The organism is Mycobacterium sp. KBS0706 (assembly GCF_005938675.2).
In the GTDB taxonomy this organism is placed as follows: Bacteria; Pseudomonadota; Alphaproteobacteria; order DSM-16000; family Inquilinaceae; genus Inquilinus.
Window position 1 is genome coordinate 11,745 of the sequence record NZ_VCCH02000066.1, and the last position, 12,254, is coordinate 23,998.

At 70.3% G+C, this 12,254-nt stretch carries 11 protein-coding genes; 6 read left to right on the top strand and 5 right to left on the bottom strand.

Annotated elements, in window-relative coordinates:
* Positions 1-4 precede the first annotated feature (4 nt).
* A complete protein-coding gene (locus FFK22_RS28625) occupies positions 5-1,693 on the top strand; it encodes a calcium-binding protein (protein ID WP_138891401.1) in 1,689 nt (562 codons plus the stop codon).
* 3 nt (positions 1,694-1,696) lie between these two features.
* Here the strand turns inward: FFK22_RS28625 and FFK22_RS28630 are convergent, their stop codons facing one another.
* On the bottom strand, positions 1,697-2,755 hold the full coding sequence (locus FFK22_RS28630) for a citrate synthase/methylcitrate synthase (RefSeq protein ID WP_138891402.1): 1,059 nt from the start codon (positions 2,753-2,755) through the stop codon (positions 1,697-1,699).
* Positions 2,756-2,956: 201 nt separating this feature from the next.
* Between FFK22_RS28630 and FFK22_RS28635 the strand changes: the two genes are divergently transcribed.
* Positions 2,957-4,156: a citrate/2-methylcitrate synthase gene (locus tag FFK22_RS28635; RefSeq protein WP_138891403.1), complete on the top strand. Its 1,200-nt coding sequence runs from the start codon at positions 2,957-2,959 to the stop codon at positions 4,154-4,156.
* On the opposite strand, the gene FFK22_RS28640 is transcribed toward FFK22_RS28635, so the two are convergent.
* Positions 4,147-6,078, bottom strand: coding sequence for an adenylate/guanylate cyclase domain-containing protein (locus FFK22_RS28640; RefSeq protein WP_138891404.1), 1,932 nt, complete (start codon positions 6,076-6,078; stop codon positions 4,147-4,149). The genes FFK22_RS28635 and FFK22_RS28640 overlap by 10 nt on opposite strands.
* A 167-nt stretch (positions 6,079-6,245) precedes the next feature.
* Here FFK22_RS28640 and FFK22_RS28645 point away from each other — a divergent pair, with 167 nt between their 5' ends.
* Positions 6,246-7,487 (top strand): MFS transporter, encoded by a 1,242-nt coding sequence (locus tag FFK22_RS28645; protein WP_138891405.1) that lies wholly within the window; start codon positions 6,246-6,248, stop codon positions 7,485-7,487.
* A gap of 77 nt (positions 7,488-7,564) precedes the next feature.
* Here FFK22_RS28645 and FFK22_RS28650 read toward each other — a convergent pair whose 3' ends face one another.
* Together FFK22_RS28650 and FFK22_RS28655 are read right to left on the bottom strand one after the other, a co-directional pair.
* On the bottom strand, positions 7,565-8,167 hold the full coding sequence (locus tag FFK22_RS28650) for a sigma-70 family RNA polymerase sigma factor (protein ID WP_221938935.1): 603 nt from the start codon (positions 8,165-8,167) through the stop codon (positions 7,565-7,567).
* A 144-nt stretch (positions 8,168-8,311) separates the two neighbouring features.
* Positions 8,312-8,551: a NepR family anti-sigma factor gene (locus FFK22_RS28655; RefSeq protein ID WP_138891407.1), complete on the bottom strand. Its 240-nt coding sequence runs from the start codon at positions 8,549-8,551 to the stop codon at positions 8,312-8,314.
* A 194-nt stretch (positions 8,552-8,745) separates the two neighbouring features.
* Here FFK22_RS28655 and FFK22_RS28660 point away from each other — a divergent pair, with 194 nt between their 5' ends.
* The gene (locus FFK22_RS28660; protein ID WP_138891408.1) at positions 8,746-9,540 is read left to right on the top strand and encodes a response regulator; all 795 of its coding nucleotides are present in this window, start codon (positions 8,746-8,748) and stop codon (positions 9,538-9,540) included.
* 40 nt (positions 9,541-9,580) lie between these two features.
* Positions 9,581-10,789, top strand: coding sequence for a sensor histidine kinase (locus FFK22_RS28665; RefSeq protein ID WP_138891409.1), 1,209 nt, complete (start codon positions 9,581-9,583; stop codon positions 10,787-10,789).
* A 249-nt stretch (positions 10,790-11,038) separates the two neighbouring features.
* Here the strand turns inward: FFK22_RS28665 and FFK22_RS28670 are convergent, their stop codons facing one another.
* Complete coding sequence (locus tag FFK22_RS28670; RefSeq protein ID WP_138891410.1) at positions 11,039-11,527, bottom strand: Lrp/AsnC family transcriptional regulator; 489 nt, start codon at positions 11,525-11,527, stop codon at positions 11,039-11,041.
* 257 nt (positions 11,528-11,784) lie between these two features.
* Here FFK22_RS28670 and FFK22_RS28675 point away from each other — a divergent pair, with 257 nt between their 5' ends.
* Positions 11,785-12,246 carry a cysteine dioxygenase family protein gene (locus tag FFK22_RS28675; RefSeq protein ID WP_186002705.1) on the top strand — a complete coding sequence of 154 codons (462 nt, stop codon included), beginning with the start codon at positions 11,785-11,787 and terminating at the stop codon, positions 12,244-12,246.
* Positions 12,247-12,254 lie beyond the last annotated feature (8 nt).

Consider the following 12,254-nt stretch of genomic DNA (forward strand, 5'->3'; position numbering starts at 1 on the left):
TCAAATGCCGCTCATCACCAATGTCGCCTATGCGCCAGACCCGACCGACGGCCAGGATCTGGGCCTCGACGTCGCCCTGAACGGGGCGACGAGGCTCGTGGTCAACTGGGGCGACGGCTCGCCGCTGCAGCTCTACCAGGTCGAGCCGGGAAGCAGCTCGATCCACCTGTCGCACGCCTATGCCGACCCCACGCTGGGCACCATCGTGCTGCGTGCCGGCGGCCCCGGCGTGCCGGACGACCGCACCACCCTGAACCTGGTGGTCGGCGCGGATGAATCCTACAGCCGCGTCTCCGGCGATCCGGCCGACCCGGCGATCGAGCGGGAAGGCCCGCTGATCTCCAGCGACGGCCAATGGGTGGTCTGGGCCGATGCCTATAACGGCATCTACAGCGCCGACGGCATCACGCTGAAGAACCTGGCCGACGGCACCAGCGTCAGCGTCGGCAGCACCCATGGCGACGCCTATGAGTTCGACGGCGGTCCGGTCATGCTGGCGAACGGCGCGGCCGCCTGGTTCTCCGAAGTGTATTACGGCGCCGAGGGCTACACCTTCCACCCGGTGGTGCTGTACCGGACCGAGGCCGGCGACCGCACCGTGCTGCAGGACGCCTACGACGTCACCCTGACCGACGATGCGAAATACGCCGTGTGGCGGCAGGACAGCACCGACGGCATGGGCGACGGCTGGTATCTGCGCGACCTCGACGGCGGCACTAACACCTTCCTCGGCGGCGATTCCGAATATGACGGCCCGCGCTACCATGTGCATGCCGTCGACGGCCAGCTGACGGTCGACGATGACACCACCGGGCAGCATTCGGTCAGCGGCGCGCTGGCCACCGACACCACGGCCGATGGCAGCGTCACCGTCATCGCCACCGACGACGCCCTGGCGGCGAGCGACACCAACAACGGCTCCGACGTCTACCTGCAGGAGAACGGCGCCCCGATCCATGACGGCACCGCCGCGCCAGACGTGCTGCTGCTGGGCGCGGCGAACGACATCGCCGATGGCGGCGCCGGCAAGGACTACCTGGCCGGCGGCCTCGGCGACGATTCCTTGAGCGGCGGCGCCGGCGACGACCTGCTGGAGGGTGGTGCCGGGGCGGACAGCCTGAACGGCGGCGACGGCATCGACGCGGCGGGCTACGCCACCAGCCTTGCCGGGGTGCAGGCCAGCCTCGACCGGCCGGCCGGCAACACCGGCGCCGCGGCCGGGGACAGCTATGCCGGCATCGAGAACCTGCTGGGCAGCGCCTTCGCCGACCGGCTCGAAGGCGATGCCGGCGCCAACGCCCTGCGCGGCGGCGCCGGCAACGACCGGCTCGGCGGGCTGGCCGGCGACGACCGGCTGGTCGGCGGCGACGGCGCCGACATCATCTCCGGCGGCAGCGGCGACGACCGGATCTATGGCGGTGCCGGGGGCGATCGCATCACCGGCGGCGACGGCGCGGATACCTTTGTGATCCAGCCCGGCTTCGGCCGCGACGTGATCACCGATTTCGACCATGCGGGCGGCGACGTGGTCCTGTTCGACCGCGATGTGTTCGCCAGCTTCGCCGAGGTCATGGCCCATGCCGCCGATTACGGCACGGACGGCACCGTGATCACGCTCGACGCCGACGACAAGCTGATCCTGCTCGGCGTCGACCGCGCCTCGCTGGTGGCCAGCGACTTCGCGTTCGTCTAGCCGCTACGCCGCCAGGCTGGGCTGCGGGCCGACATAGCGGCTGTCGGGCCGCAGCAGCCGGCCGGTCTGCTCCTGCTCCAGGATATGGGCGGTCCAGCCGGCGACGCGGCCGATGGCGAAGGCCGGGGTGAACAGCGACCGGTCGAGCCCGACGGCGTCGAGCACCAAAGCGGTGTAGAACTCGACATTGATGTCGAGCGGCCGGTCCGGCTTGTGCTTGTGCAGCGCCGCCAGCGCCGCCTTCTCGACCGCCTCGGCCAAAGCGATGCGCGGGCTGGACAGGCGCGCCACCACCGATTTCAGCACGTCGGCGCGCGGGTCGCGGGTGCGGTAGATGCGGTGGCCGAAGCCCATCAGCCGGCGGCCGGCCGTGAGCTCCGCATCGATCCAGCCGGGCGCGGCCTTGGCAGTACCGATGGCGTCTAGCATGTCCAGCACCGGCCCTGGCGCGCCGCCATGCAGCGGGCCCTTGAGGGCGCAGAGCGCGGCGGTGACCGAGGCCACGGTGCCGGCCAGGGTCGAGGCCACGACGCGGGCGGCGAAGGTCGAGGCGTTCAGGCCGTGGTCGGACACGGTGACGAGATAGGCGTCGAGCGCCCGCGCCAGATCCGGGGCGGCCGGCTTGCCCGCCAGCATGCGCAGCAGGTCGGCGGCATGGCCGGCCTTCGGGTCGGGGGCGACCGGGGCCTTGCCCTGGGCCTGACGCACCAGCGCCGCCAGGAACACCGGCATGGCGGCGACCAGGCCGAGCGGGGTGCCGTCTTCGTCGTCGGCCAGGCCGGCGATCATCGCCCGCAGACCGTCGATCGGCGGCAGCCCGGCCGCCGCCGGCAGCAGTCGCGGCACATGGCGGAAGGCGGCGGCGCGGGCCGCGCCGAGCCGGGCCTTGAGGTCGGCGGTGTCGGCGAAGCCGTCCCACAGCAGCGCCAGCACGCCCTCGAAATCGAGCGTCCGCGCCGCCTCCTCGACCGGGAGGCCGCGGATCACCAGCACGCCGCGTTGCCCGTCCACCAGGCTCATCACCGTCTCGGCGGCGATGATTCCGTCCAGTCCTGTCGTCATCTCGACCTCCTTCTTCGCAGGTGCACAAAAGGTCGAACCGAGGCGATGGGTTGTCAATCTTGATAGATGCGATCAATATATAGACTTTGGAGCGAGAGGGAACATGAGCGGTCGGGTCGATTTGGAGAGAACCCCCTCCCCCTACCCCCCTCCCGCAAGGGGAGGGGGGACTCGTTGGGGCCGCCCCGCCCTGCCCCGCCCATGATCCAGGAACCCACTCTGTCGGCGAGCGAGGCGGCGGCGGAGCTGGGGGTCAGCCTGGCGACGCTGTACGCCTATGTCAGCCGCGGCATGATCCGCTCGATCGCCGAGCCCGGCCGCCGCCAGCGCCGCTATGCCGCCGCCGACATCCGCCGCCTGGCCCGCAAATCCGAGCCCGAAACCGCACCGCCACCGCTCTACTGGGGCGAGCCGGTGCTGGAATCGGCGATCACCCTGGTGGCCGGCGGGCGGCTCTACTATCGCGGCCGGGACGCGGTGCGGCTGGCCGAGAGCGCGACGCTGGAAAGCGTCGCCGGGCTGCTGTGGTCGGTCGCCGCCGACGACCCCTTCGCCGCGCCCGTGGCGCCCCTGCCGCCCGTCGCCGCGCGCATCACCGAGCAGGCGGCGGGGCTGCCGCCGCTGGAGCGGGCCATGGCGGTGCTGCCGGCGCTCGGTGTCGAGGACGATCGCGCCCTCGCCCGCTCCACCGCCGGGCTGCAGCGCACCGGGGTGCGGCTGCTGCGCTGGCTGACCGCGGTGATGCTGCGGCGCCCAGCCTCGGCCGCGCCGGCGCATGAGGATCTGGCCGAGGCCTGGGGGGCTGGGTCCAAAGGAGCCATTGGCGGCGCCGACCTGCTGCGCCGGGCCCTGGTGCTGTGCGCCGACCACGAGTTGACCGCCTCGACCTTCGCCGCCCGCATCGCCGCCTCGACCGGCGCCTCGCCGCATGCCGCGGTCGCCGCCGGCCTGGCGGCGCTGAACGGCCCGCTGCACGGCGGCCTGAGCGCCCGCACCGGCACCTTCCTGGAGCTGGTGCTGAGCGCCGCCGACGCCCGCCGCCTGGTGGTGGAGCGGCTGCAGCACGGCGAGGACCTGCCCGGCTTCGGCCACCCCCTCTATCCCGACGGCGATCCGCGCGGCCAGCACCTGCTGGACCGCATCGTCGCCACCCTGCCGGACGGGCCGGAGCTGGCGGTCGCCGCGACCTTGGTCGAGACCGTGTTCGACCTGACCGGCGAGCGCCCGACCATGGATTTCGCCCTGGTGCTGGCAGCCCGGCTGATCGGCCTGCCGCCGGAGGCGCCGCTGGCGGTCTTCGCCCTCGGCCGCAGCGTCGGCTGGATGGCGCATGTGATGGAGCAGTACGCCGCCGCCCGGCTGATCCGCCCGCGCGCCCGCTATGTCGGCCCTCAGCCCTGAGGGTCCGTCTCCTCGCGCAGACCGACCAGGCTGTAGATCGGCACCGGTTCGCGGGCGCCGCGCGGCACCTCGTTGCCGACGAAGCGGAACTCGAACCCCTCGCCCGCTTGCTGCCGCACCGCCTCGCTGACCAGGATGGTGGTGCCGTGGATCTTGCCCAGCGCCTCGAGCCGCGCCGCCACGTTCACGGTGTGGCCGAGCGCGGTGTAGTTCATCCGGTCGACCGAGCCGACATTGCCGACCACCGCCTCGCCGGTGTGCAGGCCGAAGCGGGTCGGCATCGGCACGCCGCCCTCGGCCTCGAACTCGGCGTTCAGCCGGTCGACCCGCGCCGCCGCCCTGAGCGCTCCGAGACAGGCCAGGCGGACATGGTCGGGCTGTTCCTCGGGCGCGTTCCAGAACGCCATGACGCTGTCGCCGATATATTTGTCGATGGTGGCGCCGCCGGCGATCAGCTCCTCCCCCAGCGCGCTGAAATAGCGCGAGGTGCGCTCCATCAGCTCCTCCGGCGGCAGGCCTTCGGCCAGCGCGGTGAAGCCGGCGACATCGGAGAACAGCACGGTGACCGGCTGGCGCCGCCCGCCCAGCGCGGGCACCAGCGTCTGGCCGAGGATGCCGCGGACGATCTGGCCCGGGACGTAGGCGGCGAAGGTCCGCAGTGTGAGGCCGAGCACGTCGATCGCCGAGGACAGTGACCGGATCTCCTCGATCCGCGATTGGGCCTGGGCGCCGCCATGGAAATCGAACCGCATGATCCGGCCCAGATCCCCCGTCACCCGGCGCAGCGGTCGCGCCAGGGCCCGCGCCGCGGCCAGGACGATGCCGAGCGCCAGGATGGTGGCGCCGACGCCGATCAGGAGCGAGATGTAGCGGATGCGATCGGCCGGCCCGACCACCAGGTCGTAGGGATAGGCAATGCCGAGCACCACGTCGGGCATGTTGGAGGCGATCAGCTCGAAGCGTTCGAGATAGGATTCGTCGCCGAGCTGGCCGGTGAAGTTCCGGCCGGTGCCGATGGACTTGAAGCTGCTGTAGAGTTCGGCCAGCAGCGGCGATCCCAGCTGGGTCAGCAGCGGCAGATGTTCCGCCCGCGCCTCCCGGAATTCGGTGCGGAAGCGGACGCCATCGGGATGGGCGATCAGCTCTCCAGTCCGGCTGAACACCACCAGATCGAGGCCGTGCTCCCGGCGCAGATCATCCAGGGTGTGGTCGACGCTGGCCAGGCCGATGTCGATCCCGAACACCACGTCGCCGGTCAGCCGGGACTTCCGCGCCAGGGTGAGACCCACCTGGTTCATGTTGGCGAAGCGATAGGGCTCGGTGACGATCGCCCCGGTGGTGGCGGAGGCCTGTCTGTACCAGGGCCGGGTGCGGGGGTCGAAATCGGTCGACGCCGTGGCGGGCGCACCCATCGGTCCGCCCCGGGCATCGGTCACGACCCGGCGCACGACCGCGCCGGCCGGGCGGCGGTCGACGAATTCGAGCACATAGGTCGCCCCGGGCAGCCCGGCAGCCTCCACCTCCGGCAACCGCGCCGTTGCCATCGACTGCGCCATGACGAAGCGGCCGTCGTTCCAGGCGACGAAGAAGGAGGAGGCGGCCGGCAGCACCTTCTCCAGGTCGCGCAGGGTGCCGACCATAACCGCGCCCAGATGGTCTTCCGGCACGTCGGTCTCGACCGTCAGGGTGGAGGTGTCCAGCACCACCTCGGCCAGTTGCAGCCCCTTCTTGAACTCGTCCCGCACCCGGTCGACCACCCGGTCGAAGCGCGTGCTGGCATCGGCGCGGACGAGCCTCCTCACCTCGCCGTTGTTGTACCAGATCAGGCCGCCGGCGATCGCCAGGACGATGACGGCGAACACCGCCGCCACCACGACCTGCAGCTTCCACGGCCCGAATCCGGTTGCAACCGCCCCCCGCATGCCCTCTCCCAGGGTTGTGCCCCGCCACCCTAGCCCGATGGCGCGCCGGCCGGAACCTCCCCGATCGGGCCATGCCGGACACATCGGGGCTGCCCTTCGATCACGCCGTTTGACAGGCCTCGCCGGGCCGCGCTTGCCTGCAAGAAACGCCCCGCGCCGCCTGGATCATGCCCGCACTCTACCTGCCCGTCGCCGCCATCATCCTCGGCATCTCCGTCCTGCAGATCGCCAACGGCATCCTGGTCACCATCCTGCCGATCTCGCTGACCCAGGCCGGCTATTCGATCCAGGCCTTCAGCGCGGTGGCGACAGCGCATTCGCTGAGCTTCCTGCTGGGCTGCGTGCTGTCGACCCGGATCATCGGCGCGGTCGGGCACATCCGCGCCTTCGCCGCCTATGCCGCCGCGACCTCGGTGACGGCGCTGAGCTTCACCATCGCCGCCGACCCGGCCTGGTGGATGGCGCTGCGCCTGGTCACCGGCTTCTGCTCCGCCGGGCTGTTCACCGTGGCCGAGAGCTGGCTGAACGAGATGACGCCGAACGCCCATCGCGGCCGGGTGTTCTCGGTCTACACCATCGTCCAGAAGGTGGCGCTGGTCGGCGGCCAGTTCGTGCTGCTGATGACCGGCGGGCCGGTGGTGCTGGGGCTGTTCATGATCGCCTCGGCCTTCTACTCGATGTCGCTGATCCCGGTGGCGATGACCCGGGCGCCGACGCCGTCGATCGCCGCCATCCGCACCCTGCCGCTGCGCCAGCTGTACCGGATCGCGCCGGCCGCGGTGATCGGCTGCGTCTCCAGCGGGCTGATCAACAGCGCCGTTGCCTCGATCGGCCCGATCTGGGGGCTGCAGGTCGGGCTCGGCGTCGGCCTGGCCGGCGCCATCCCGGCCATGTCCCAGGTCGGCAACCTGCTGGCGCAATGGCCGCTGGGCCGGCTGTCGGACCGGATCGACCGGCGCAGCGTCATGCTGGGCGCCAGCGTCGTCACCATCCTGGTGTCGCTGGCGCTGGCCCTGGCGCGGCCGGAGTCCGACTGGCTGCTGGCCGTGCTGTTCGGCCTGTGGGGCGCGGCCTCGATCTCGACCTACGGCATCTGCGTCGCCCACGCCAACGACCTGGCGCCGCGCGGCACCGCCGTGGCGCTGTCGAGCAGCCTGCTGCTGTGCTGGGGCGTCGGCGCCTGCGCCGGGCCGCTGGTGGCGTCGACCGTGATGGGCTGGGTCGGGCCGCAGGGGCTGTTCCTGCATGGCGCCGCCATCGCCACCGTCACCGCGATCTTCACCGCCTGGCGCATGACCCGCCGCCAGGCCCTGCCGGCGGAGGCGCGCGAGCCCTTCGTCAACCGCCCGGCGACCAGCCCGATCGTCGGCGAGATGACCGCGCGGCCGGAGACGAAGACGACGGGCTGAAACGGCGCGGCTGAAACGGAACGGGCGGCCCGGAGGCCGCCCGCTTCACCGCAACAAGAACGACTCCGCGACGGCCGCTACGCCAACCGCCGCGACGCGGGCTGCACGGCGAGACGAGGGGCCGTCATTTTCGCCGGCGCCGCGGCGGTTCCGCGTCCGCGCCGCTCGCCTGCGAAGTCGCCTCGTCTCGCCAATCCTCGCCCCGCGCCGAGCAGCCTCGACAGCTCGCGCCGGGCCCGGGACAGTCGGCTCTTCACCGTGCCGACGGCGCAGTTGCAGATCTCCGCCGCTTCCTCGTAGCTGAAGCCCGAGGCGCCGACCATCAGCAGGATCTCGCGCTGGTCGGGCGTCAGCAGCATCAGCGCCCGGCGGAAGTCCTGGAACTCCAGCTTGGAGTCCTGCGACGGCGGCACCCAGAGAAGGTCGAGATCGACCCCGTCCTTCGGCTCGGCCACGAATTTCCGGCGCCGCAGCTGGTTGACATACTGGTTGCGCAGGATCGTGAAGATCCAGGCCCGGAAGTTGGTGCCCGGCGTGAACTGGGTCTCGGCCCGGAGCGCGCGAAGGATCGCGTCCTGGACCAGATCATCGGCGCGATCCGCATCACCGCTGAGCGAACGCGCGAAGGCCCGCAGATGCGGGATCGCCCGGGTCAGCTCAGCGTGAAAGTCGAATGGCACATTCCCCTCCTTGTTGACGCCGGCGGCTGGGTTGACGCCGATGGCTGGGCCGCCCGCACGGGATCGATGGCGGTACGGCCGGAACTGTCGGCACTGAATAAGGCAGAAATTCGGCCTTTCCGCCATCCGCCCGGCCTGATTGGATCAGCGATCCTCGTCCTCCTTCGGTTTGTCGGGGTGCTTGGCGCCGTCCTCGAGCATCCGCATCAGATCGTCCGGCAGCGGCTCCTCCAGCACCGGGTCGTACAGCGACCGCAGCTGCTGCGAAAGCCAATTGTCGAATTGCGGCGGCCGCTTCAGGCGGTCCGGTGCCGGCCGGCCGGGATCGGCTGTCCGCGGCCCCGCTTCCCGCCTCCGCGTCTTCTCGCCGCGCCGTCGATTCATCAACGCTCGATCCCGCTCTGCTTCGGCCAGTGGTGGCACGCTACATTACCAATCCCCGACCAAGATGGAAGTTCCTGTGCCACCTCTTGCCCGCAGGCCGGTTCTGCGGCAATGGAACGGATTGCGATCCGGGGCGGCGGCCGCTAAGCATAGCGCTGGACGGGCAAGCCCTTCCGTATTCGAAGGTGGACGCAATGACCGGCACTTCGCAAGAGATCCTGAAGCACCTGCCCTACCTGCGGCGCTATGCCCGGGCCCTGGTCGGGTCGCAGGAGCGGGGCGACCAGTACATGCGGATCTTCCTGGAGGCGATCCTGGAAGACCCCCAGCGCGTCCCGGCGGACGGCAACCTGCGGGTCCAGCTGTTTGCCGTGTTCCATGACGTCTGCACCCTGCTGCACGCCACCGACGGAGACGACGCGGCGCCGCTGGAGGGGCTTGTGCCGGTCGAGACCCGGCTGTCGCAGCTGACCTCGACGCAGCGCCAGGTGCTGCTGCTGGTCTCGCTCGAGGGCTTCTCGTTCGAGGATGTCGGCTTCATCCTGCACCTGCCCGAGTCGGAGGTGCGCGACCAGCTGGACGCCGCCCGCAAGGAGATGCAGCGCCAGCACCCGGCCCGCATCCTGATCGTCGAGGACGAGCCGCTGATCGCCATGGACATCGCCCGCATCGTCGAGGAGATGGGCCACACCGTCTGCGGCACCGCGGCCGACCATGCCGAGGCGGTGGCCGTGGCGAAGCGCGCATCGCCGCACATCGTGCTGGCCGACATCCAGCTCAAGGGCGGCGACAGCGGCATCGCGGCGGTGCAGGACATCCTCAACGGCATCTCGGTGCCGGTGGTCTTCGTCACCGGCTTCCCCGAGCGGCTGCTGACCGGCGAGCGGCTGGAGCCGACCTTCGTCGTCACCAAGCCGTTCAAGCCCGAGGCGCTGGTCTCGGTGATCGGCCAGGCCCTGGCGATGCATCCGCCGTTCGCGCCGGCCTGACGCCGGGATGGCGACCGGATCGAGCGGCGGCGGCTCCTCCATGACCACCGCCCTGATCACCGCCATCGACACCCGCGAGGAGCGCGACGTGATCGCGGCCCGGCAGCGTGTCCGGCTGGTGGCGACCGAGCTGGGCTTCGACGGCCGCGACCGGGTGCGGATCGTCGCCGCCGCCTCGGCCATGACCCGCAGCTTCCTGGCCCGCTTCGAGCAGGCCAACCTGTCGCTGCTGGTCACCGCCGGCCCGCCGATGGCGCTGGAGATCGTGCTGGCTGCGCCGCGCCGGCCGGCGGTCCAGGGGCAGCCGCAACGGCCCCGCATGGATACCGCGGCGGTGCGGACCCTGATGGACTGGGTCGAGCTGCGCCACGCCCGCGGCGTGGTCCGCCTGGTGATGCGCAAGGAGCTGCCCGCCAACGCCGGCAGCGACCCGACGGCGCTGGCCCACCGGACCATGGCGGCGCTGGCGGACGAGACCGGCGTCGATCCCTTCGAGGAGGTGCACCGGCAGACCGTGGAGCAGATCGCCAGCCTGACCGAGCTGCGCCAGCGCGAGGAGCAGTTGATCGCCGCCAACGCCCAGCTGCGCGAGGTCGAGCGGGCGCTGCGCGCCAGCCTGGAGGAGAAGGACGTGCTGATGCGGGAGGTGCATCACCGCGTCAACAACAACCTGCAGATCATCTCCAGCCTGCTCAACCTGCAGGCCTCGCGCGCCACCGAGCCGGCGGTGCGGGAGGAGCTGGCGGTGGTCGGCCACCGCATCCAGTCGCTGAGCCTGGTGCATCAGAAGCTGTACCATTCGGACGACCTGTCCCATATCGACGCCGGCGGCTATGTCCAGGACCTGTGCGCCCATCTGCAATCCGCCTTCGCCGCCGGCACCGGCCCGGTGGCGCTGACGGTCGAGGCGCCGCGGCAGCAGATCCCGCTCGACAACGCCATCCATCTCGGCCTGATCGTCAACGAGCTGGTGACCAACAGCCTGAAGCACGGCTTCCGCGACGGCCGCGGCGGCCGCATCGCCGTGTCGCTGCAGCGCACGAACGACGACAGCCTGACCCTGACCATCGTCGATGACGGCCGGCCCGACGACGGCAGCCGGCGCGGCTTCGGCATGACCCTGGTCGAGGCCATGGTCCGCCGGCTGGACGGCACCCTGACCATCGTCCGGAACGGCGGCACCCGCACCACCCTGACCGTGCCGGCGCCGAAATCCGCCCCGCAAATTCGTTCCGAATCAGGATCTTAGGAAGAAAACCCGTCGCACAACTTCAACTTCGGCATCTATAGTATTGATCACGAAATACAAGCTGAATTGTACGGCGATTTTCTTTGCCTGATCAATGACCTTGCGCCGGTCCTTTAGAAAAACACTCCACACTTGCTGAATCTATGGTATAGTCCTTCGTGCAGTACCTTCTGCACCCTTCCGCTTCCTAACGACCTCAACCAAGCCGCGGTCCCCCGCGGCTTGTTTTTATGTGGATGGCGGGCGGATTCAGGGGACAACGAAGGTGAGCGGGATCTCGGTCGTCGACTTGATTTCCTCCATGGCGAACATCGAGGTGACGTCCGCCAGCTCGATGCGCGCGATGATCTTCCGGTAGAGCGCGTCGTAGCTGCCGATATCCGCGACATAGGCCTTGAGCAGGTAGTCGATCTCGCCGCTCATGCGGTAGACGTCGACGACCTCCGGCAGGTCGCGCACGGCGCTGCTGAAGCGCTCGAGCCACTCGACCGTGTGCTGGTTCGTGCGGACGGCGATGAACACCGTCACGCCGACATTGAGGGCCGCCTTGTCGAGCAGCGCCACGCGCTTGCGGACGATGCCCGCCTGCTCCAGCTTCTGCACGCGGCGCCAGCACGGCGTGGCGGAGATGCCGGCCTTGGCCGCGAGGTCGGCCAGCGCGATCGTCGCATCCGCCTGCAGCGCCTTCAGGATCCTGAGGTCGATCTCGTCGAGCTTGAGCGATGTCGGCGGGGCCATGGCATGGGCTCCTGTCTGTGGCGGCAGCGATCTCCGCCTTGAGTAGAGGACGCCGCTCGGGAAGCCAATGATAGAAGCAGAATCCGTCAAACCGGCCGACCGCGAAAGCCATTTCCCTCTGCCGGCCCTGTTTCCGCCAACAACGCAAACCCGTTCCGGCCGATCGGCCCTATCCTGTCCCTCATACGTCGAGAGGCAGGTCGGTCATGAATCACACGGCAATGTCAGATGCCTTCCGGCCCGCCGCGCGGTGGCGGATGCCGGCGACCCTGCCGGATTTCGGCGGATCGCCGCAGGCGATGCTGGAGCATTTCGCGGCCCATCCCGAGCTGATCTGCGATCTCGACCTGCAGCGCAATCCCGGCAGCTATGCCCGCACCCTGCTGTGGAGCGATGCCGAGACCAGCATCTGGGCCATCGTGTGGGACAGCGGCGCCCGGACGGCGATCCACGACCATCACTGCTCCTGCGCCTTCGGCATCGTCAGCGGCCGCCTGACCGAGTTCCGCTTCCGGGCGCTGGACAAGGTGCGGGTGGCAAGGTCCTGGGAAACCGCGCACCGGCCGGGCGACATCGCCTGCCTGGCGACGACCCAGCCCAACATCCATCAGATGGTCAATGACAGCGGCGCGATCGCGATCTCGCTGCACATCTACGGCTTCGATCCCCGCGTGCACGACTCCTCGGTCGACCGGGAATACGTGGCCGCGCGGATCTGAGGGTCCTT

Coding starts and splice junctions, on each gene's coding strand:
- FFK22_RS28625 (WP_138891401.1), top strand. CDS start 5: ATGCCGCTCATCACCAATGTCGCCTATGCGCCAGACCCGACCGACGGC.
- FFK22_RS28630 (WP_138891402.1), bottom strand. CDS start 2,755: ATGACGACAGGACTGGACGGAATCATCGCCGCCGAGACGGTGATGAGC.
- FFK22_RS28635 (WP_138891403.1), top strand. CDS start 2,957: ATGATCCAGGAACCCACTCTGTCGGCGAGCGAGGCGGCGGCGGAGCTG.
- FFK22_RS28640 (WP_138891404.1), bottom strand. CDS start 6,078: ATGCGGGGGGCGGTTGCAACCGGATTCGGGCCGTGGAAGCTGCAGGTC.
- FFK22_RS28645 (WP_138891405.1), top strand. CDS start 6,246: ATGCCCGCACTCTACCTGCCCGTCGCCGCCATCATCCTCGGCATCTCC.
- FFK22_RS28655 (WP_138891407.1), bottom strand. CDS start 8,551: ATGAATCGACGGCGCGGCGAGAAGACGCGGAGGCGGGAAGCGGGGCCG.
- FFK22_RS28660 (WP_138891408.1), top strand. CDS start 8,746: ATGACCGGCACTTCGCAAGAGATCCTGAAGCACCTGCCCTACCTGCGG.
- FFK22_RS28665 (WP_138891409.1), top strand. CDS start 9,581: ATGACCACCGCCCTGATCACCGCCATCGACACCCGCGAGGAGCGCGAC.
- FFK22_RS28670 (WP_138891410.1), bottom strand. CDS start 11,527: ATGGCCCCGCCGACATCGCTCAAGCTCGACGAGATCGACCTCAGGATC.
- FFK22_RS28675 (WP_186002705.1), top strand. CDS start 11,785: ATGCCGGCGACCCTGCCGGATTTCGGCGGATCGCCGCAGGCGATGCTG.